Here is an 18,877-nt window from a genome sequence, read left to right on the forward strand (position 1 = left end):
ACCCCGCAAACCGTGGCGCCCGGTGTGCTGTTCTCGCACACCGAGTCCCTGGTGACGGGCACCGCCGCGCCGGTCGAGGCGGTCACCACGACCACGTCCGAGCCGGTCGCCGAAGCGGCAGCGGCAGCGGCCGAGCCGGTCACGGAGGCGGCTGCGGCCGAGCCGGTCGCCGAAGCGCCGCGCAAGCGCGCGCGGCGCAGCAAGGCAGCGGATTCCACTGCGGCCGTTGCGGATTCGAACAAAGTCGTTACCACCGAGACCGCCGCTCCGGCGGTGCCCGCAGATGCGACCGCGGCCGCGGATTCAGGTACTGCCGTGGACTCGGCGTCCACGGATTCGGCGGCCGTGGATTCGGCGGTCCCGGACTCGGGGGCGGCCGTAGTTTCGGCGGCTCCGGCGGACACCAAGGACGCACCGCGCAAGCGCACCCGCAAGGCCACCAAGGCCGCCGCGACCGAGGCGACCGCGGACGGTTCGGCCGTCGCCGAAGGGGCCGCCGAGCCGGTGGCCGACGCGCCGCGCAAGCGCACTCGCAAAGCCACCAAGGCTGTGACGTCCAAGGCCGCTGAGGCAGTGAAGTCCGAGGACGCCACGGGCGTGGCCGTCGACACCGCTCCGGCGGAATCGGCTGCGGCCGAGGCGAATTCGGCCGAGCCGGTGCTGAAGGCGCCGCGTAAGCGCGCAGCCAGGAAAGTCGGTGCCGAAGCCGCTGGCACCGAAGCATCCGAGGCGACTCCCGCCGACGAGGCTCCGAAGAAGGCCGCACGCAAGCGCACCACGAAAGCCGCGACCCCGGCCGAGGCGGCCACCGATGCCTCGGAGGTCGCGGCGGAGGCCGCCGAGACTGCGAAGCCCCCGGCCCGCAAGCGCGCTCGAAAGGCCACCGCCACCACGGAAGCCGTCAACGGCGCGGCCGAAACGGTGAACGGTGCGGAGGCCGAGCAGGACGCACCGAAGAAGCGCGTCCGCAAGGCGACCAAGGCCACCGTCGGAGGCAAGTCCACCACGGCCGGAAAGAGCGCCGAGCACAATGGCGCAGCCGAGGAAGCCTCCGCCACAAACGGTTCCGGTGACGAGGCCGCCCCGGTCAAGCGGACCCGGCGCCGCAAGACCGACGCCGACGCGGTAGCCGCCTCCGCGTAAACCGCTCGAATCACCCGCATCCCGCTGTCGCGACCACCACTCCGGTGGTCGCGACAGCTGTTTGGGGCGGTACGACAGGCCCGATGTCGCTATCGCGCAGCTGCGCCGCAGCTCGCGCCCCACAAGCAAGCCGCTGGCGTGCAGCAGGAGTGGGGCCGTGTCCGCGGCAGCCGAGGGCGGCGTGCTGGTTCAACGGTTGCCGGGGCTGCGGCGGCCGGATCGACGGTCACCCAAGGCTGCTGCACGGCCGGATCGACCGCCGCTGAGACTGCGGCACAGCTGAATCGACCGCTGCCGAGGCTGCGGTGCAGCTGAATCGTCGGCTGCCGGGGCTGCGGTGTGGCTGGATTGGCGGTTGGCGGGCTGGGGCGCGACTTGGTCGTGGTCTCTCGGTGGCCGCTGGGATCGGCTAGTCTCGCTGTCGTGCTCGCACCGGAGCGGCGGACACGCGCCGATATTCTCACCGCTGTCGCGATTGCCGCTGTGGTGGCGATCGCGACGGGGGTTGTGGTGTTGACCAGTGGGGTGCGCGGTACGCATGCGCAGTCGGCGACGGTGGATGTGCCGGCGCCGGCGGCGGGTGGGCCGGTGCCTGCGCAGGTCGGCGAGTTGTGGCATCAGCCGGATGGGGCGGCCATGCGGTCGCTGGTGGTTGGTGGGGTGGCCGTGACCGCGGACGGGGACACCGTTACCGGGCGCAATCCCCGTACCGGCGAACAGGTCTGGAAGTACGAGCGCGATATTCCGCTGTGCAAGGCGGAGGTTCAGTTCGGGACGGTCATCGCCACTTACAAAGACGATCGCGGGTGCAGTCAGACCACCCTGCTCAATGCCCAGAACGGGACGCGGGTGGCCGCGCGGTCCAGCTATATGGACGACAAGATCACCCTGTGGCCGGACGGCACCTACGTGCTCGCGCTCGGGGACAACCGGCTCGAGATGTGGCGTTCGGACATGGTCCGCACCCTCGAATACGGGTATGTCGATGCGCCGGTGAATCCGAACACCCAGCCACGCAGCGGTTGCCGCCTGCTGTCGGCCGAATCGGCGCCCAGCCGGGTGGCGGTGCTGGAACGCTGCCCGAAGGACACCGCCGACCGGCTGACCATCCTCAATCCCGCGCCCAAGGACGGCACCGCGCCCGAGGAGTACAGCTCGCATGTGCTCACCGAGCCCGGCGGCGCGGTGGACGGGGCGCGGGTGCTGGCGGTGTCGGACACCCGCATCGCGCTCTACCTGCCCGGCACGCCGGGGACGCCGCCGGCGCTGACGCTCTACGACGTGAGCGGCAATCTGGTTGCCACCCACCAGCTCTCGGCGCCGCTCACCGACGGCGCCATGGTCGCGAAGCTCTCGACCGGGGTGTTCGTGTTCACCGGCGAGAATCTCGTCGCGCTCAACCCCAGCACCCTCGATCCGCTGTGGGGCGCGCAGCACGTGCTGGGCACTCCGGCGCTGATGGCGGGACAGCTCATCGTCCCGGTCGCCGACGGCCTGGCCACGCTGGACCAGAACACGGGCGCGCAGATCGGCCGAATCCCCTTGCAGCGCAGCGACTACCACAACGAACCCATTTCGCTGGCGGTGTCCGGCCAGCTGTTCCTGGAGCGTCGCGGCGGCCAGGTCTACGGCGTCGGCGGGCCGGCCCCCGCACCCTGATCGGCCCCGCCTGCTGGGATTCCCGACCGGCCGTCCGGCATGATCGATGTCATGAGCGGCGAATTCCGGTTGATAGTCCTGCGCCACGGTGAGACGGCCTGGTCGGCCGCGCGCCGCCACACCGGCCGCACCGACGTGCCGCTCACCGAGACCGGGGAGGCGCAGGCCCGGGCCGCGGGAAAACTCCTGCGCGGCTTGGATTTACACGATCCCCTGGTATTGACCAGCCCGCGCCGGCGCGCGACCCACACCGCCGAGCTGGCGGGACTGAACCACGCCATCGTCGACGACGACCTGGTCGAATGGGATTACGGCGAATACGAGGGGCTCACCACCCCCGAGATTCAGCGCATGTCGCCCGGCTGGACCATCTTCACCGGCGTCATCCCCGAGGGCGAGACCGCCGAGCAGGTGCGCAAGCGCGCCGATCACGTGTTGGCGACGGTCGTGCCCGAACTGGCCACCCGCGACGTGGTGCTCGTCGGTCACGGCCATTTCTCCCGCGTGCTCATCGCCCGGTGGTGTGAATTCGAGGTGATCGAAGGCCGCCGGTTCTTCCTGTCCACCGCCGCGGTTACCGTGCTGGGACACGATCACCAGGCGCGAACCGTGCTCACGCACAATCTGGTTCCACCGCTCGAGCCGCAGGAAGGCACCGTCGAATGATCCGCCGCGCCACCCCCGCCGACGTTCCGGCAATGGTTCAACTCGTCCACGATCTCGCCGAGTACGAGAAGGCCGCCGACGAGTGCACGCTCACCGAGGCCCAGCTCGAGACCTCGCTGTTCGGGCCGAATCCGGCGCTGTACGCGCATGTGGCCGAGAACGATCGGGGCATCGTGGGCTGCGCGATCTGGTTCCTGAACTTCTCCACCTGGAAGGGCGTGCACGGGATCTACCTGGAGGATCTCTACGTCAAGCCGGAGGCCCGCGGGCACGGCCTGGGCAAGAGCCTGCTCGCGACGCTGGCCAAGGAGGCGGTGGATCGCGGGTACGCGCGGGTCGACTGGGCGGTGCTCACCTGGAACACGCCGAGCATCGACTTCTACGAGTCCATCGGGGCCGAGCATCAGGTCGAGTGGACCGGGTACCGGCTCAGCGGCAATGCGCTGGGTCGTCTCGCCGCCCACGTGGACGACTGACGAGCGCTCGCTCACCCGGGAGGTGGGCAAGCGTCCAAAAACTCGTCTCCGGGCTGCCGAGCGGCCCGGACGAGCCTCTCCTAGTCCACCACCCCGTACCCCGCGGCCATCCACCGGTTCGACGCCGGCGCGAACAGCGCGCCCAGCGCGGCCAGCGCCAGCAGCCCCAGCGGCGCTCCGAACTCGGGCCGATCCGAGGTGAACATGAAGTACGCGACGCCCAGCAGCAACAGCTGCGTCAGCGTCGCGATGGCGCGCCCCCACCGCTTCCCGCGCAGCAGCCCGATCCCCGCGGCCAGCACCGCGCCACCCAGAATCGCCGCGTACCCGGCGGTGAGATAGCTGTTCTTCGCATTCTGCGCGTGCCCGTCCGCCCCGACGACGATCAGCACCACCATCGCGACCAAACCCAGCGCGCCCTCCAGGGCGACCAGCGCGCCCGCGACGCGCACCGTCCGCGGCACCGCCTCGACCTCGTCGCCCGACTTCTCCTCGCCCTTGCTCTGCTCAGCCACGACGCTCAGCCTACGACCGCGCGTCGTTGCTACCGAACCCGCACAGCTCTTCACCAGTCCAGAACTGTCACTTCAAGCTTCGCGGCCGTCTCGTTCTGGACTGCGCTCCGCCTCTCCGCGCGTGGAGCGGAAGCCGGGAGCGGAGCGGAGGAGCGGAGGAGGGAAGAACGAGACCTGGGGGCCGCGAAGCCGCCGGAGCGAAGCGGAGGCAAAATAGGCACCGTGCGGACCCTGCTGATCGTGAATCCGAATGCCACCTCGACCACTCGGTCCACTCGCGATCTGCTGGCTCACGCGCTGGAGAGCCGTACTCAGCTGACGGTTCGGCAGACCGAGCATCGGGGGCATGCGGCCGAGCTGGCGCAGTGGGCCGCCGACACCAAGATGGATTTGATCGTGGTGCATGGCGGGGACGGCACGGTGAACGAGACCATCAACGGGTTTCTGCCGCTGCCGGGCGCGCCGCAGCGGGAATGGCTGCCGCGGCTGGGTATCATTCCGGGTGGTTCGGCGAATGTGTTCGCGCGCTCGCTGGGCATCGAGCCGGATCCGGTGACCGCCACCAATCAGCTCATCGATCTGGTGGCCGACGAGGCGGACCGCCGCATCGGTCTCGGGGTGGCCGACGATCGCTGGTTCACCTTCAGTGCGGGCGTCGGCCTGGACGCGGATGTGTGCGAGGCGATCGACGACAAGCGCGCGAATGGCAAGGCCGCCACGCCCGCTCGCTATCTGCGCACCACGGTCAAGCAGTTCTTTCGCGCCAAACGCCATGCCCCGCAAGTGACCTTGAACATTCCAGGTCACGAACCGGTCACGGACGTGCATTACGCATTCGTGACCAATGCCAGTCCCTGGACTTATCTCGACAACACGCCCGTGATCACCAACCCCGCGACCACCTTCGAATCGGGACTCGGGGTGTTTGCCATGCGCACCATGAGCGTCGTGCCCACCCTCATGATCGCCCGGCAGTTGTTGTCCGCGGACGCGGATCCCAAGGGCCACAAATTGTTTCGCGAGGACGACGTTCCGGCGGTGACGGTCACCGCGGCGGAACCGATCGGCTTGCAAATCGACGGCGACTTCATCGGGCGACGCAACATGGTGAATTTCACAGCCGTCCCGGATATCCTCGATGTGGTCGCGCCGAAGCCCTAGCCGGTTCGACACACCTGAGAAACCTTGCTGTTGCGCTGCGAAAACCAGCTCGACCGAGTACAAATGACACGGCGGATCCCCATGTAGGGGTCTTACAGCGTGAGCTTCCCCACGGTGCACCAGGTATCTATTGACATCTACGGTGTTCGTGAAAGCATTCACAAGCAACCGTGCGGAAACATTCGAGTCGCACAAGTGAACGGACCACAAACCCGAAGGGGCAGCGCCATGCGCGCCCTAGCAAAGGAGCAGAGGAATGGACTGGCGCCACAAGGCCATCTGTCGCGACGAGGACCCCGAGCTGTTCTTCCCGGTGGGTAACAGTGGTCCGGCGCTCGCGCAGATTGCCGATGCCAAGCTGGTCTGCGCTCGCTGCCCCGTCACCGCTGATTGCCTGTCCTGGGCCCTGAAGTCGGGCCAGGACGCCGGCGTGTGGGGTGGAATGAGTGAAGACGAGCGCCGCGCGCTCAAGCGTCGCAACGCGCGGACGCGTACCCGCACCGTCGTCTGACGAGCTAGACGGCAGGCGTTACGGCCCATCCCAGCCTCGGGGCCGCAACGCAATTCAGCCCGGCACCAATACAGGTGCCGGGCTTCAGTGTGTAAGGGCCAACTCTCGTCACTCTCAGGGGCTTCGCCCCCGAACCCCCAGAAGCATTGTGGGGGCTGCGCCCCCACACCCCCGCTTCATCGCGCGGCTGCGCCTCTAACCCACTTCATCGCGCGACTGCGCACCCAAAACTGCGTGCGATCGCGCGGGGCTGCGCCTAGGGCAAAGCCCAGCGCAAAGGCTAAACCGGCGCGGCGCATAAAGGGCAAAAGGCGCGGATGGGTCGGGAGTTGGGTTCGAGAATCGTTGGGGGAATTCCGTTCGAGGGGATTGGTGGGTTCCGAACGGAAGTTCGGGCGCAGATTTTCACTGCGCCGAACTTGGGGGTGAACAACGTATTTCGGTCAGCGGGCGGAGCGGCGGCCGAGGGGGACTCGGAGGACGGCGTCGGTGCCTACGTCGGCGCCGGGGTGGAGGCCGATGGAGCCGCCTAGTTCGGCGGTGACGAGGGTGCGGACGATTTGCAGGCCCAGGCGGTCGGAGCCTTCGAGGCTGAAGCCGTCGGGCAGGCCGCGGCCGTCGTCGCTGATGATGACGTCGAGCCAGCGGGCCGAACGTTCGGAACGGATTGTGACGGTACCGTTCTCGCCGGCGTCGAAGGCGTGCTCGATGGCGTTCTGCACCAATTCGGTGAGCACCATGACGAGGGGGGTGGCGCGTTCGGCGGAGAAGACGCCGAGGGATCCGGCGCGGCGCACCTTGATGCGGGCGGTGTGGACGGTCGCCACGTCAGCCATGATCGGCAACAGGCGGTCGACCACCTCGTCCAGATCGACCTCTTCGTCAACCGACATGGACAACATTTCGTGTACCGACGCGATGGAGGTGACCCGGCGGACCGATTCGGTCAGGGCCAGCCGCGCTTCCTCGTTCTCGGTGCGGCGGGCCTGCAGGCGCAGCAGCGCGGCCACCGTTTGCAGGTTGTTCTTCACGCGGTGGTGGATCTCGCGGATGGTCGCGTCCTTGGACAGCAGGGCGCGGTCGCGGCGCTTCACCTCGGTGACGTCGCGGACCAGGACCGCGGCCCCGGCCAGCTCGCCGTGCGGGCGCAACACCAGGGTGCGCAGCAGCACGGTCGCGCCGCGCGCCTCGACTTCCATTCTGCGCCCGGCCTTTCCGGCCAGCGCCGCCTGGATATCGCCCACCACCTCCTGCGCGTCGAACGGATCGGTGATGAGGGAACGGGTGGTCAAAGCCAGATCCTGGCCGACCAGATCGTTCTGCAAACCCATGCGGTGATAGGCCGAGAGCGCATTCGGGCTGGCGTAGTCGACGGTGCCCTCGGTGTCGAGCCGGATGAAACCGTCGCCCGCGCGCGGGCTGGAGTGCGCGCCGGTGCGATCCTCGAGCGCCGGCCAGGTACCGTCGGCGACCATCTGGCACAGGTCGTCGGCGCACGACATGTAGGCGATCTCGAGGCTGGAGCGCATCTTTCGCCGCTGCACATCGGTGTCGCGGCCGAGCACGGCGATGATGTCGTCGCCGACCCGCACCGGGATCGCCTCCCGCATGGCGTGCACGGGGTGCGGGTGATACACGCCGGTCAGCGCGGAATCGGCCTCGAAGCGGACGATCTCGATATTCGTCAGGGCTTCGAAGACGTGCGGGTTGGTTTCCTTGGTGGCGTAGGTGCCGACCAGGTCCTCGGGGTGCACGGTCGGCGCGGTGGTGGGGCGGCATTGCGATACGCACACCACTTCCGCGCCCTCGCTGATCGGGCCCGTGCCCACCCACAGCAGCAGATCCGCGAAGGACAGATCCGCCAGCAGTTGCCAGTCCCCCACCACCCGCTGCAAATGGTCGACGGCCGCACCCGGTAGATCCGTATGCTCGGCCAGTAGATCACTCAGTGTCGACATGCACCCACGCCTCTCTATTCCCACGCCCATCCTCGCATGCACCCGAATGTTCGCGGCCCGTCTCGATTTTGGACTGAGTGGAGCGGGGGAGCGAAGCGGAGGAGCGGAGGGAGGGAAAAATCGAGACCTTCAGGGCCGCGAACCCGCCCACAGCGAAGCGGAGGGCAAATGTTACGAGATGACGGCGATGAGATCGCCGGGCTGCAGGACGTCACCGGGCTTGACGTTGATCGAAGAGACCGTACCGGCGGATTCCACGATGACGGGGATCTCCATCTTCATGGACTCGAGCATGACGACCGGATCGTCGACCTTCACCCGATCACCGACGGAGACCAGGATCTCCTGCACGGTCGACACCATCTCGGCCTTCACTTCCTCAGCCATGTACACCTCTCGCTTCGAGTCACCCGTAGCCCCTGAAGGTACAGCCAACCACACATGAAAGAATGGCGACCGACTGAAGGGAGATTACCTATGGGTAAGCGTGGACGTAAGAAGCGCAGCCGGCGTAAGAACGGTGCCAACCACGGCAAGCGGCCGAACGCCTGAGCTGTCATAAGCTCGAAAACTGCTGAGCGGCACCACTTCCCACCAAGGAAGGGGTGCCGCTCAGCTGTAACCCCCCGCCTCTCCGGGACTTCGGCGGACGGCTGAGTGCCGCTTCCACACATGCATCCGCAACGGCGGTCGGTGCCTAACCGATCTCGGGCGTACCCGGTGAGTTACCCGGGCCGCCACCAAATCAGTTGTCCGGCTCCGTAACGACGCGCGTCTCGACGTAGCTGGTGCGGATCTCCATGGTCAGGCGCTGACGCAGCGAATCCGGGGCGCGGTCGCCGCCGCACTTGCGGTTGAGCAGCGACTTGAGCTTCTCCTCCAGGCCGTAGGCCTCGATACACGGGGAGCAGCGGTCGATGTGCTCACGCAGCCGCGCCTTGACGGCCTGATCGCATTCGTTGTCCAGGAGCAGCCAGACGTCGGCGAGCACCGCCGAGCAGTCCAGATCGTCCATCTCGTCGCTCATTGGGTTACCTCCTCACGCGCGCCGCTGTCGGTCCGGTTGAAGCCTCGTTCCCGCGCCACGTCGGCGAGCAGGCCCTTGAGCTGCTTGCGTCCGCGGTGCAGACGGGACATGACGGTACCGATGGGGGTTCCCATGATCTCGGCGATTTCCTTGTAGGGGAAGCCCTCCACGTCGGCGTAGTACACCGCCATCCGGAACTCCTCGGGAAGCTCCTGCAGAGCGGCCTTGATGTCGTCGTCCGGCAGCGCCTCGAGGGCTTCCATCTCCGCCGAGCGCAGACCCGTGGAGGTGTGCTCGGCAGTGGAGGCCAGCTGCCAGTCGGTGATCTCGTCGGTCGGGTACTGCGCGGGCTGGCGCTGCTTCTTCCGATACGAGTTGATGTAGGTGTTGGTGAGGATGCGGTACAGCCAGGCCCGCAGGTTGGTGCCCTCGCGGAACGACTTGAACCCCTGGTAGGCCTTGGCGAAGGTCTCCTGCACCAGGTCCTCGGCATCGGCCGGGTTGCGGGTCATGCGCAACGCGGCGCCGTAGAGCTGATCCAGCAGCGGCAGGGCGTCCCGCTCGAACCGCGCGGCCAGTTCCGCGGCGGATTCGGTGCTCCTGGCACCGGATTCGCTCACTTGGTCGTAGTCGACCGCTTGGTCTTCGCCGGCGTCGATGCGCTCGCTGTCCGCGTCGTCATCACGCCGGCGATCGACCATGTCGTCGTCGCTCGTCACGCTAATCCCTTCGATCGCCGTAGCTATCGAATCTACCGCGAACAGGGATTCGGCCAGGAAACCGGCCGGGGGCGCGACGTCGGCTACACCCCGGCGGATCAGTAGTGGCCCGGTCCGCACCGGGGGTTCTTCGACCAGGACGGTCACCGACTCCTCCTTCGTGAATGACGTGTTGGCGCTCGCGAACCGTGGGCCCGGCGGTTGCTGTGAAACGCGTATCGCATGCAACAGGCGTGGCGCTCACGCTGTTCCCAGCACGCGAAATCCGGTTGCGTTCGCTGGTTAGGGTGAGCGCATGGCTGCTGCTTCGACCCCGGCGATCAAGGCTCTGGTGCAGGCGAAGGTGGATCATCGGGTGCACGCGTACACCCATGATCCGCGCAGTGATTCGTATGGCGCGGAGGCGGTCGCGGCGCTCGCCGACACGCTCGGGGTTACCGCGGGGCAGATTTTCAAGACGCTGGTGATCGAACTGGGGTCGGGTGCGCTCGCGGTCGCGGTGCTGCCGGTGCCGGCGAAGCTGTCGCTCAAGGCGGCGGCCGCGGCGCTCGGCGGCGGGAAGGCCGCCATGGCCGACAAGGCGAAGGCCGAACGCACGACGGGGTATGTGCTGGGCGGGGTGTCGCCGCTGGGGCAGAAGAAGCGGCTGCCGACGGTCGTGGACGCCTCTGCGCTGACCTTCGATCGGGTGCTGTGCAGTGCCGGCAAGCGCGGGCTCGAGATCGAGCTCGCACCCGCTGACCTGGTCCGACTCACGAACGCGGTGACCGCTCCGGTCGCCGTGGCGTGAGCGGAGACACAACCTCCGGAAATAACTTGCCAAAGGGCAACCATCTCGGAATACTTGCACGGTACAACTAGTTGACCGATACAAGAAGTTGACCCATGCAAGGAGGTGAGACCGACCGTGACCGACGATGACCCGGCGACTACCCCGCAGGCCGACATCGACGACGGCCTCGTCGACGCCATCGCACTCGAGATCGCCCGGCTCACCAAACTGCGCGATCGCACCAACGCCCAGATCGCGGCCCTCACCGAGGGCGAGATCGAACCGGCGGCGTACGCCATCCTGTTCCAGCTCATCCACACCGGCCCGAAACGGTCGGGAGCGCTGGCCGAGGCCCTCTACTCGGATGCCTCCACCGTCAGCCGGCAGGTGGCGAGCCTGGTCAAGCGCGGACTCATCGAACGCCGCGCCGACCCGGCCGACGGCCGCGTCAGCGTGCTCGACGTGACCGACGCCGGACGCGCGGTGGCCGCCCAGATCCGGGCCCGCCGCAACGATTCGCTGCGCCAGATGCTGCGGGGTTGGACCCCCGAGGAGCTGGACACCTTCTCGAACCAGTTGCGGCGCTTCGTCGACGGCTACGAGGAGTCCCGGCAGCGCATGCTGGCCGATCTCGCGGCCCACAAAGACCTGCAGTCCTATTACGCACCCGCGGAGAAGAATTCGTGACAACGACAACGGAAGCGGCGGAGCCGGAAGTCAATTCGGCCGGCTTCACCCACAAACAGATCCTGGTCATCATGAGCGGCCTGATCATGGGCATGCTGCTGGCGGCCCTCGATCAGACCATCGTGTCGACCTCCATCCGCACCATCGCCGATGAGCTGCACGGCTATTCGGCGCAGGCGTGGGTGACCACCGCCTACCTGATCACCTCGACCCTGGCCACGCCGCTGTACGGCAAGCTCTCGGACATGTACGGCCGCAAGCCGTTCTATCTGGCCGCCATCACCATCTTCGTGGTCGGCTCGCTGGCGTGCTCCATGGCGACCTCCATGTACGAGCTGGCCGCCTTCCGGGCCTTCCAGGGCCTGGGCGCGGGCGGTCTGATGTCGCTGGCGCTGACCATCATGGGCGACATCGTGTCTCCCCGTGAGCGCGCTCGCTACCAGGGCTACTTCCTGGCCGTGTTCGGCACCTCCAGCGTGGTCGGCCCGGTCGTCGGCGGCCTGCTGTCGGGCACCGATCAGATCCTGGGCGTCACCGGCTGGCGGTGGGTGTTCCTGGTGAACGTGCCGGTCGGCATGATCGCGCTGGCCGTGGTGATCCGCGTGCTGCACCTGCCCAAGCGTCCCGTCACCAAGGTGCCGATCGACTGGATGGGCATCTCCGCCCTGATCGTCGGCCTGGTGCCGCTGCTGGTGGTGGCCGAGCAGGGCCGCGAATGGGGTTGGACCAGTGGGCATGCGCTGTTCTGCTACATCCTGGGCGCGCTCGGCGTGCTGAGCTTCATCGCCGTCGAGGCCAAGCAGGGCGATGCGGCGCTGATCCCGCTGCGCATGTTCAAGAACTCCACCTTCGCCCTCGGCGTGGTCATCTCGGTGGTGGTCGGTGCGGCCATGTTCGGCGGCATCACGCTGCTGCCGCAGTACCTGCAGGTGGTGCAGGGCGCGAGCCCGACCAAGGCGGGTCTTCTCATGCTGCCGCTGGTGGCGGGCATGATGACCGGCTCGATCCTGGCGGGTCAGCTGATCTCGAAGACCGGGCGCTACAAGTACTTCCCGCCGGTCGGCGCGGCGTTGCTGACCTCGGGGCTGTTCCTGCTGCACTTCGTGTCGGCGGACACCGCGCTGTGGGTCGTCATGGTGTTCATGGCCATCACCGGCTTCGGTCTGGGCAACCTGATGCAGCCGCTGACCCTGGCGCTGCAGAATGCCTTGCCGCCCAAGGACATGGGCGTGTCGACGGCGGCCGCGACCTTCTTCCGGCAGATCGGCGGCACCCTGGGTGTGGCGGTGTTCCTGTCCGTGCTGTTCACGCAGCTGGCTCCGAACATCACCAGCTCGCTCGAGCACGCCGCGCAGCAGCCGGCCTACGTGCAGGCCTTGCAGGCGGGCGCCAACAGCGACAACCCGGTCGACAAGCAGGTGGCCACCGGTCTGATGCACAAGGATCCGGCGGTCGCGGGCCAGGTGCTCAGCGACAGCTCGGTCATCCAGAAGCTGGATCCGACTCTGGCGCAACCGTTCAAGGAGGGCTTCGCCGACTCCATGGATCGGGTGTTCCTGTCGGCCACGGTCGTGGCGCTGATCGGTTTCGTGCTGGTGCTGTTCTGGAAGGAAGTGCCGCTGCGGACCGCGGGCGGCATCCAGGCCCGCAAGGACGAGATCGTGGCAGCGGACGCCGCGGCGGTCTGACCGACCGCAAACAACCGAATAGTTCGATGCCCCGCCGCGATGACGCGGCGGGGCATTGTCATTTCACAATTCGGGCGCTTTTCTGTGAGTTACTTGGGAGCGAGCAGTGAGCCAGTTGTGAACCCTTTGTCCGCAAGGTCCGATTCGAACCCGAGGATGTGATGCGGTTTATGCCTACCCGTCGACTTGTTGCCGCCGCCGTGCTGGTGCTCGCCCTGGGATCATGCCCCCTGACGGTCGCCACCGCCACGGCAGCACCGGTCAATCCGAGTTTCCCCAACCCGGGAGCGCCGGAGAACGGACAGCAGCAGAAGAAGGACGAGCACGTCGACAAGGCCGAGAAGCTGGGCGGCGGGCTCATCACCAAGATGATCGACACGGCCGCCGACACGCTCAAATGCTCACTGAACATCCCCATCCCCTCCGTGAAGTGCTGACCCACTCCTCGAAACGCCTGTGCCCCGCCGCATTCCGCGGCGGGGCACAGGCGTGCAGTGGAAAGAATCAGATCAGGGTGGTCTGACCAGCCTGCTGATCCACTCGGCCCAACAGTTCCGGGCCATTGTTCTTGACGCTGTTGACCAGCGAGGGCACCTCGCGCATGAGGATGTCCGAAACCACCTCGGGCGACGGCGTTTCCAGCAGCTCCTCCGGAGCCGGGTGGTCCGGGTCCAGCCAGGCGTCCCAGTGCTCGCGGGGCATGGGCAGCGGCATGCGGTCGTGGACCTTGGTCAGCTCGCCGACCGCGTCGGTGGTGAGGATCGTGCACGACAGCAGCGGTTTCGCCGCGTCACCGAGGCTGCGGTCGCGCCACACCGACCACAGGCCGGCCATGTAGATGCGGCCGCCGTCGCTCTTGGACATGAAATACGGCCGCTTGACGGCCTTTCCGTGCGCGTCCGTCTCGGTGACCCATTCGTACCAGCCGTCCATCGGGACCAGGCAGCGCCGCTTCTTCACGGCGTCGCGGAAGGACGCGGTGGTGGCGGCCTTGTCGGCGCGGGCGTTGAACAGCGGTTTGCCCTTCACCGGGACGCCGGGCTCGGCCGCCTTGGTCCACACCGGGATCAGGCCCCAGCGCATGGCGCGCACGCGCAGGGTGGCCGGGTCCTCCGGATGATCGTGGTCGTGGCGTTCCACGACCGTGAGCACCTGGTTGGTGGGGGCCACGTTGTAGTTGGGGTTGAAGCCCTGATCGCCGGTCTCGTCGATAGCGTCGAGCTCGACGGCCAGCTTCGCGGGATTCGTCGTGGTCGCATACCTACCGCACATGACGACCATGCTGCCACCGGCCGCCGACAAGGTCACGGAGACAGCTCGCGCACAATGTGATGGCAATTGACTTCAGTTACGGGGTGTGAGACGTTCGTCTCAACAACCTCTCAGCAAGGGATCGCCGCCAATCATGACTGCCACCGAAACCGCGCCGCTCGACCAGGCCGACACGCTGACTTCGGTCAACCCGGCCACCGGCGAGACGCTCGCCACCTATCGGATCGACGATGAGACGGCGGTGCGCGCGGCCGTCGCCAAGGCCCGGACCGCCGCCGCCACCTGGGGCGCGCTCACCCACGCCGAGCGCAAGAAGCACATCCTGCGCTGGGGCAGCAAGCTGGTCGAGAAGTCCGACGAGTTGTGCGAGCTCATCCACGCCGAGAACGGCAAGCCGCTCGACGACGCGTTCCTGGAGTTGATGCTGGCGCTCGAGCACATCAAGTGGGCGGCCAACAATGCCGAGAAGGTGCTGAAGTCGCGCAAGGTGTCCCCGGGCGCGTTCATGGCGAATTTCGCGGCGCATCTCGAATATCGGCCGCTGGGCGTGGTCGGCATCATCGGGCCGTGGAACTACCCCGTCTACACCCCCAACGGTTCCATCGCCTACGCGCTGGCGGCGGGCAACTGCGTGGTGTTCAAGCCGAGCGAATTCTCCACCGGCATCGGCAATTTCGTGGCCAAGGCGTTCGCGGAGGCGAATCCGGAACTGCCGGACGGCGTGTTCGTCACCCTCAACGGCTTCGGGGCGACCGGCGCGGCGCTGGTCAAGTCCGGGGTCGACAAGCTGGCCTTCACCGGCTCCAGCGCGACCGGCAAGAAGATCATGGCCGCGGCCGCCGAGACGCTGACGCCGGTGCTGCTGGAATGCGGCGGGAAGGACGCGGTGATCGTGGCCGCCGACGCCGACATCAAGGCCGCCGCCGACGCGGTCGCGTGGGGGGCGACGGCCAACTCCGGGCAGACCTGCGCGGGCGTGGAGCGCGTGTACGTCGATCGCTCGGTCGCCGACGAGTTCATCGCGGAGGTCAAGCGGATCCTGACCGATATCAAGCCGGGTTCGGACGCCAAGGCGTCCTACGGGCCGATGACCATGCCCAGTCAGATCGACATCGTGCGCCGGCACATCGAGGACGCGCTCGAGAACGGCGGCAAGGCGGTGCTCGGCGGGCCCGAATCCGTCAAGGGGCCCTACATCGATCCGGTCGTGCTGGTGGACGTGGACGAGTCCTCGGATGCGGTGTGCGAGGAGACCTTTGGGCCGACCGTCACCATCCGCACCGTCAGCGGGGTGGACGAGGCGGTCGAGCTGACCAACAAGAGCAAGTACGGACTCGGGTCGGCGGTGTACTCCAAGAAGCAGGGGATGGAGATCGCACGGCGGCTCGAAGTCGGGTGCACCTCGGTGAATTCGGTGCTGTCCTACGCCGCGATCTCCGCGCTCCCGTTCGGCGGGGTGCGCGAATCCGGCATCGGGCGCATCCACGGCGCGCCCGGCCTGCTCGAATTCTCGCGGCCGCACTCGATTGCCGAGCAGCGCTTCACGATTCCAGGAATGGCGTTGCTGTCCTACAGCCGAACCGACCGCACCATGAAGCTGCTGCGCAAGATCGTCCCGTTCGTGCACGGGCGCGCCAAGTAGGGGAGGACAACTCTCGTAACTCTCAGGGGTTCCCCCTGAAACCCCCACGGCCGCAAGGGGTTCCCCTGAAACCCACACTGCTGCAAGGGCTTTCCCTGAAACCCCACGGCGGCAAGAGGTTCCCCTGAAACCCCACGACGGCAAGAGGTTCCCCTGAAACCCCACGACGGCAAGAGGTTCCCCTGAAACCCCACGGCGGCAAGGGGTTCCTCTGGGACCTCCACCGCTAGTACGACAATGCCGGTCCGCTTCGTCGGACCGGCATTTGTTGTCATTGAGTCGGGGGCAAGGGGGTTGGGGCGAAGAATTCTTCCAGTGGGGTGGGGCCGGTGTAGCGGCGGCAGCTGCAGGGGGCCCAGGCTTTGATGCCGACACCGGTTTTGCGGAAGGTTTCGGCGTGGCAGTTGCCGGCGGCGCGGTCGTGGAGGGCTAGGTCGTGGCCGCAGCCGCAGACGGCGGGGGAAGAGGTGGCCGCGGGTTTGGGGCGGCGGGAGCCGAAGCGGCCCGCGAGCCAGCCGCCGCCGACGAGTGCGCCGCCGATCACGAGGCTGAAGGGATCGATCACGGGTCGAGTATACGTAGGTCTATACGTATACGTCTAGCTCGAATCGATATGCCGAGAAAGGGACGCAACCCCCGCGACACCCCGGTCATTTGGGAAGATGGGGCGGTGACTTTCTGGCCCGCGCCCCATGTCCGAGTTCCCGTCCACGCGACCGTGACCCTGCCCGGGTCCAAATCCATTACCAATCGGGCGTTGATCCTCGCCGCGCTGGCGGATCGGCCGTCCACCCTCACCGGTGCGCTGCGCAGCCGCGACACCAATCTGATGATCGAGGCGCTGCGGGCCATGGGCGCCGGCATCGAGGGCGAGGGCGAGACGCTGGTCGTCACTCCGCCGGCCGAATTCTCCTCCGCCATGGTCGATTGCGGGCTGGCGGGCACGGTCATGCGGTTCCTGCCGCCGGTGGCGGCGCTGGCACACGGCGATGTCGCCTTCGACGGGGACGAGCAGGCGCGGGTGCGGCCGCTGACCACGATTCTGGACGCGTTGCGGGCGCTGGGCCTCGACATCGACGGCAACGCGCTGCCGTTCGTGGTGCACGGCACCGGAACTCTGCGCGGCGGGCCGGTCACCATCGACGCGTCGGGTTCCTCGCAGTTCGTCTCGGGACTGCTGTTGTCGGCGGCGCGATTCGAGCAGGGCATCACGGTCAATCACGACGGCGCGGCGCTGCCGTCCATGCCGCACATCGAGATGACCGTGGAGATGCTGCGGCGCGCCGACGTTCGCGTGGACGCGCCCAACGATTCGCGCAAGGCGCAGACCTGGACCGTCGCGCCGGGCCCGATTCGCGCGGTGGACTGGGAGATCGAGCCGGACCTGTCCAACGCCACCCCGTTCCTGGCGGCCGCGGCCGTCACCGGCGGCGAGGTGAGCATTCCGCACTGGCCGCGCTACACCACCCAGCCCGGTGACGTGATCCGCGAGATCCTGGTGCGCATGGGCGCGGAGGCGCGCTTCTACGAGAACGTGCTCACCGTGCACGGACCGGAGCGGCTGGCGGGCATCGACATCGACCTGCACGATGTGGGCGAGCTGACGCCGACGGTGGCGGCCCTTGCGGCCCTGGCGGATTCGCCGTCGCGGCTGCGCGGCATCGCGCACCTGCGCGGGCACGAGACCGACCGGCTGGCGGCGCTGGCCACCGAGATCAACCGGCTGGGCGGCAAGGTCACCGAGACCGAGGACGGGCTGGCCATCGTGCCGAATCCGCTCACCGGCGGGCAGTGGCGGTCCTACGCCGACCATCGGATGGCGACGGCGGGCGCGATCATCGGCCTGGTGACCCCGGGCGTGGAGATCGAGGACATCGGCACCACGGCCAAGACGCTGCCGAACTTCGTGCAGCTGTGGGCGGACATGCTGTCGGGAACAGGCCATGCCGGCGGGCCGGGAGCGGACCACTGAGGCGGCGCGAATACGACGAGACCGATGTCCGGGTGCGCCCGGGCAAGGGCTCGCGCCCGCGCACCAAGACCCGGCCGCAGCATCTGGATGCCGAAGCGGCCATGGTGGTTTCGGTGGATCGCGGGCGATGGGGGTGCGTGCTCGACGACGACCCGGAGCGGCCGGTGACGGCCATGCGGGCGCGCGAGCTGGGCCGCACCCCGATCGTGGTCGGCGATCGAGTGGATCTGGTCGGCGACCTGACCGGCAAGCCCGACACCCTGGCCCGCATCGTGCGGGTGGCGGATCGCCGAACGGTATTGCGCCGCACCGCCGATGACACCGACCCGTTCGAGCGGGTGGTGGTGGCCAATGCCGAGCAGCTGTTCATCGTGGTGGCGCTGGCCGATCCGCCGCCGCGCACCGGATTCGTGGAGCGTGCCATGGTGGCCGCGTATGTCGGTGGGCTGGAACCGATTCTGTGCCTGACCAAGCACGATCTGGCGGCGGATTCCGAATTCGCTTCCGCCTTCGAGGATTTGGACCTGACCATCGTCTACGGCGGCATCGAGGATCCGGTGGATCCGGTGCTGGAACTGCTGGACGACAAGCTGACCGCGTTCATCGGGCATTCCGGGGTCGGCAAGTCCACGCTGGTGAACCGGCTGGTGCCGGACGCGGATCGGGCAGTCGGCGCGGTGTCGGGGGTCGGCAAGGGCCGGCACACCTCGACGCAGTCGGTGGCGCTGCCGTTGAAGGACGGCGGCTGGGTGATCGACACGCCCGGGGTGCGTTCCTTCGGTTTGGCCCACATCACACCCGACGACGTCATCGGGGCGTTCTCGGATCTGGCCGACGCGATCGAGGACTGTCCGCGCGGCTGCACCCATTTGGGCCCGCCCGCGGACCCGGAATGCGCACTCGACCTGCTGCCGGGTAAACAGGCGCGGGTGGCGGCCATTCGCCGCCTGCTGGTCGCCTTGAATTCGAATGATCCATGGTTCCGGGGAAACACCGACGGCTGAGATAG

The 18,877-nt window shown here is 67.7% G+C and carries 20 protein-coding genes; 13 read left to right on the plus strand and 7 right to left on the minus strand.

The window, feature by feature from the left end; translation table 11 throughout:
* The first annotated feature begins 1,566 nt into the window (after positions 1–1,566).
* The 3 genes from D7D52_RS00435 to D7D52_RS00445 are packed head-to-tail and all read left to right on the plus strand — an operon-like array spanning position 1,567 to position 3,944.
* Positions 1,567–2,802, plus strand: a complete 1,236-nt coding sequence (locus tag D7D52_RS00435; RefSeq protein ID WP_120734542.1) for an Rv3212 family protein — start codon at positions 1,567–1,569, stop codon at positions 2,800–2,802.
* A 51-nt stretch (positions 2,803–2,853) separates the two neighbouring features.
* Positions 2,854–3,468: an acid phosphatase gene (locus tag D7D52_RS00440; protein WP_246023566.1), complete on the plus strand. Its 615-nt coding sequence runs from the start codon at positions 2,854–2,856 to the stop codon at positions 3,466–3,468.
* The gene (locus D7D52_RS00445) at positions 3,465–3,944 is read left to right on the plus strand and encodes a GNAT family N-acetyltransferase (protein WP_120734544.1); all 480 of its coding nucleotides are present in this window, start codon (positions 3,465–3,467) and stop codon (positions 3,942–3,944) included. The genes D7D52_RS00440 and D7D52_RS00445 overlap by 4 nt, the downstream gene beginning before the upstream one ends.
* 80 nt (positions 3,945–4,024) lie before the next feature.
* On the opposite strand, the gene D7D52_RS00450 is transcribed toward D7D52_RS00445, so the two are convergent.
* Positions 4,025–4,459: a hypothetical protein gene (locus D7D52_RS00450; protein ID WP_120734545.1), complete on the minus strand. Its 435-nt coding sequence runs from the start codon at positions 4,457–4,459 to the stop codon at positions 4,025–4,027.
* Between the two features lie 222 nt (positions 4,460–4,681).
* On the opposite strand from D7D52_RS00450, the gene D7D52_RS00455 reads away from it, so the two are divergent.
* Both D7D52_RS00455 and D7D52_RS00460 read left to right on the plus strand, forming a co-directional pair.
* Positions 4,682–5,620, plus strand: coding sequence for a diacylglycerol/lipid kinase family protein (locus D7D52_RS00455; protein ID WP_120734546.1), 939 nt, complete (start codon positions 4,682–4,684; stop codon positions 5,618–5,620).
* Positions 5,621–5,876: 256 nt separating this feature from the next.
* Complete coding sequence (locus D7D52_RS00460; RefSeq protein ID WP_011211115.1) at positions 5,877–6,131, plus strand: WhiB family transcriptional regulator; 255 nt, start codon at positions 5,877–5,879, stop codon at positions 6,129–6,131.
* Between the two features lie 443 nt (positions 6,132–6,574).
* Here D7D52_RS00460 and D7D52_RS00465 read toward each other — a convergent pair whose 3' ends face one another.
* A complete protein-coding gene (locus D7D52_RS00465) occupies positions 6,575–8,089 on the minus strand; it encodes a sensor histidine kinase (protein WP_120734547.1) in 1,515 nt (504 codons plus the stop codon).
* Between the two features lie 171 nt (positions 8,090–8,260).
* The gene (locus tag D7D52_RS00470; protein ID WP_120734548.1) at positions 8,261–8,476 is read right to left on the minus strand and encodes a biotin/lipoyl-binding carrier protein; all 216 of its coding nucleotides are present in this window, start codon (positions 8,474–8,476) and stop codon (positions 8,261–8,263) included.
* Between the two features lie 90 nt (positions 8,477–8,566).
* Here D7D52_RS00470 and D7D52_RS40255 point away from each other — a divergent pair, with 90 nt between their 5' ends.
* Positions 8,567–8,641: a 50S ribosomal protein bL37 gene (locus D7D52_RS40255; protein ID WP_115061593.1), complete on the plus strand. Its 75-nt coding sequence runs from the start codon at positions 8,567–8,569 to the stop codon at positions 8,639–8,641.
* A gap of 193 nt (positions 8,642–8,834) precedes the next feature.
* Here the strand turns inward: D7D52_RS40255 and rsrA are convergent, their stop codons facing one another.
* Together rsrA and D7D52_RS00480 are read right to left on the minus strand one after the other, a co-directional pair.
* Complete coding sequence (gene rsrA / locus D7D52_RS00475; RefSeq protein WP_120734549.1) at positions 8,835–9,116, minus strand: mycothiol system anti-sigma-R factor; 282 nt, start codon at positions 9,114–9,116, stop codon at positions 8,835–8,837.
* Entirely contained in the window at positions 9,113–9,835 is a 723-nt protein-coding gene (locus tag D7D52_RS00480; protein ID WP_484297966.1) for a sigma-70 family RNA polymerase sigma factor, read from the minus strand. The genes rsrA and D7D52_RS00480 overlap by 4 nt, the downstream gene beginning before the upstream one ends.
* A gap of 295 nt (positions 9,836–10,130) precedes the next feature.
* On the opposite strand from D7D52_RS00480, the gene ybaK reads away from it, so the two are divergent.
* From ybaK to D7D52_RS00500, 4 genes are all read left to right on the plus strand, one after another.
* Positions 10,131–10,625 (plus strand): Cys-tRNA(Pro) deacylase, encoded by a 495-nt coding sequence (gene ybaK, locus D7D52_RS00485; RefSeq protein WP_120734550.1) that lies wholly within the window; start codon positions 10,131–10,133, stop codon positions 10,623–10,625.
* A 117-nt stretch (positions 10,626–10,742) separates the two neighbouring features.
* Positions 10,743–11,294: a MarR family winged helix-turn-helix transcriptional regulator gene (locus D7D52_RS00490; RefSeq protein ID WP_246023567.1), complete on the plus strand. Its 552-nt coding sequence runs from the start codon at positions 10,743–10,745 to the stop codon at positions 11,292–11,294.
* A complete protein-coding gene (locus tag D7D52_RS00495) occupies positions 11,291–12,982 on the plus strand; it encodes an MDR family MFS transporter (protein ID WP_120734551.1) in 1,692 nt (563 codons plus the stop codon). The genes D7D52_RS00490 and D7D52_RS00495 overlap by 4 nt, the downstream gene beginning before the upstream one ends.
* A 170-nt stretch (positions 12,983–13,152) precedes the next feature.
* On the plus strand, positions 13,153–13,419 hold the full coding sequence (locus tag D7D52_RS00500) for a hypothetical protein (protein ID WP_162958101.1): 267 nt from the start codon (positions 13,153–13,155) through the stop codon (positions 13,417–13,419).
* 67 nt (positions 13,420–13,486) lie between these two features.
* Here D7D52_RS00500 and D7D52_RS00505 read toward each other — a convergent pair whose 3' ends face one another.
* A complete protein-coding gene (locus D7D52_RS00505; RefSeq protein ID WP_120743668.1) occupies positions 13,487–14,254 on the minus strand; it encodes an SOS response-associated peptidase in 768 nt (255 codons plus the stop codon).
* Between the two features lie 133 nt (positions 14,255–14,387).
* On the opposite strand from D7D52_RS00505, the gene D7D52_RS00510 reads away from it, so the two are divergent.
* The gene (locus D7D52_RS00510) at positions 14,388–15,896 is read left to right on the plus strand and encodes an aldehyde dehydrogenase family protein (protein WP_120734553.1); all 1,509 of its coding nucleotides are present in this window, start codon (positions 14,388–14,390) and stop codon (positions 15,894–15,896) included.
* Positions 15,897–16,167: 271 nt separating this feature from the next.
* Here D7D52_RS00510 and D7D52_RS00515 read toward each other — a convergent pair whose 3' ends face one another.
* A complete protein-coding gene (locus D7D52_RS00515; protein WP_120734554.1) occupies positions 16,168–16,461 on the minus strand; it encodes a hypothetical protein in 294 nt (97 codons plus the stop codon).
* Positions 16,462–16,509: 48 nt separating this feature from the next.
* Here D7D52_RS00515 and aroA point away from each other — a divergent pair, with 48 nt between their 5' ends.
* Positions 16,510–17,868, plus strand: coding sequence for a 3-phosphoshikimate 1-carboxyvinyltransferase (gene aroA / locus D7D52_RS00520; RefSeq protein WP_120734555.1), 1,359 nt, complete (start codon positions 16,510–16,512; stop codon positions 17,866–17,868).
* Positions 17,811–18,872, plus strand: coding sequence for a ribosome small subunit-dependent GTPase A (gene rsgA, locus D7D52_RS00525; protein WP_425464600.1), 1,062 nt, complete (start codon positions 17,811–17,813; stop codon positions 18,870–18,872). The genes aroA and rsgA overlap by 58 nt, the downstream gene beginning before the upstream one ends.
* Positions 18,873–18,877: the final 5 nt, after the last annotated feature.

The organism is Nocardia yunnanensis (genome assembly GCF_003626895.1).
GTDB lineage: Bacteria > Actinomycetota > Actinomycetes > Mycobacteriales > Mycobacteriaceae > Nocardia > Nocardia yunnanensis.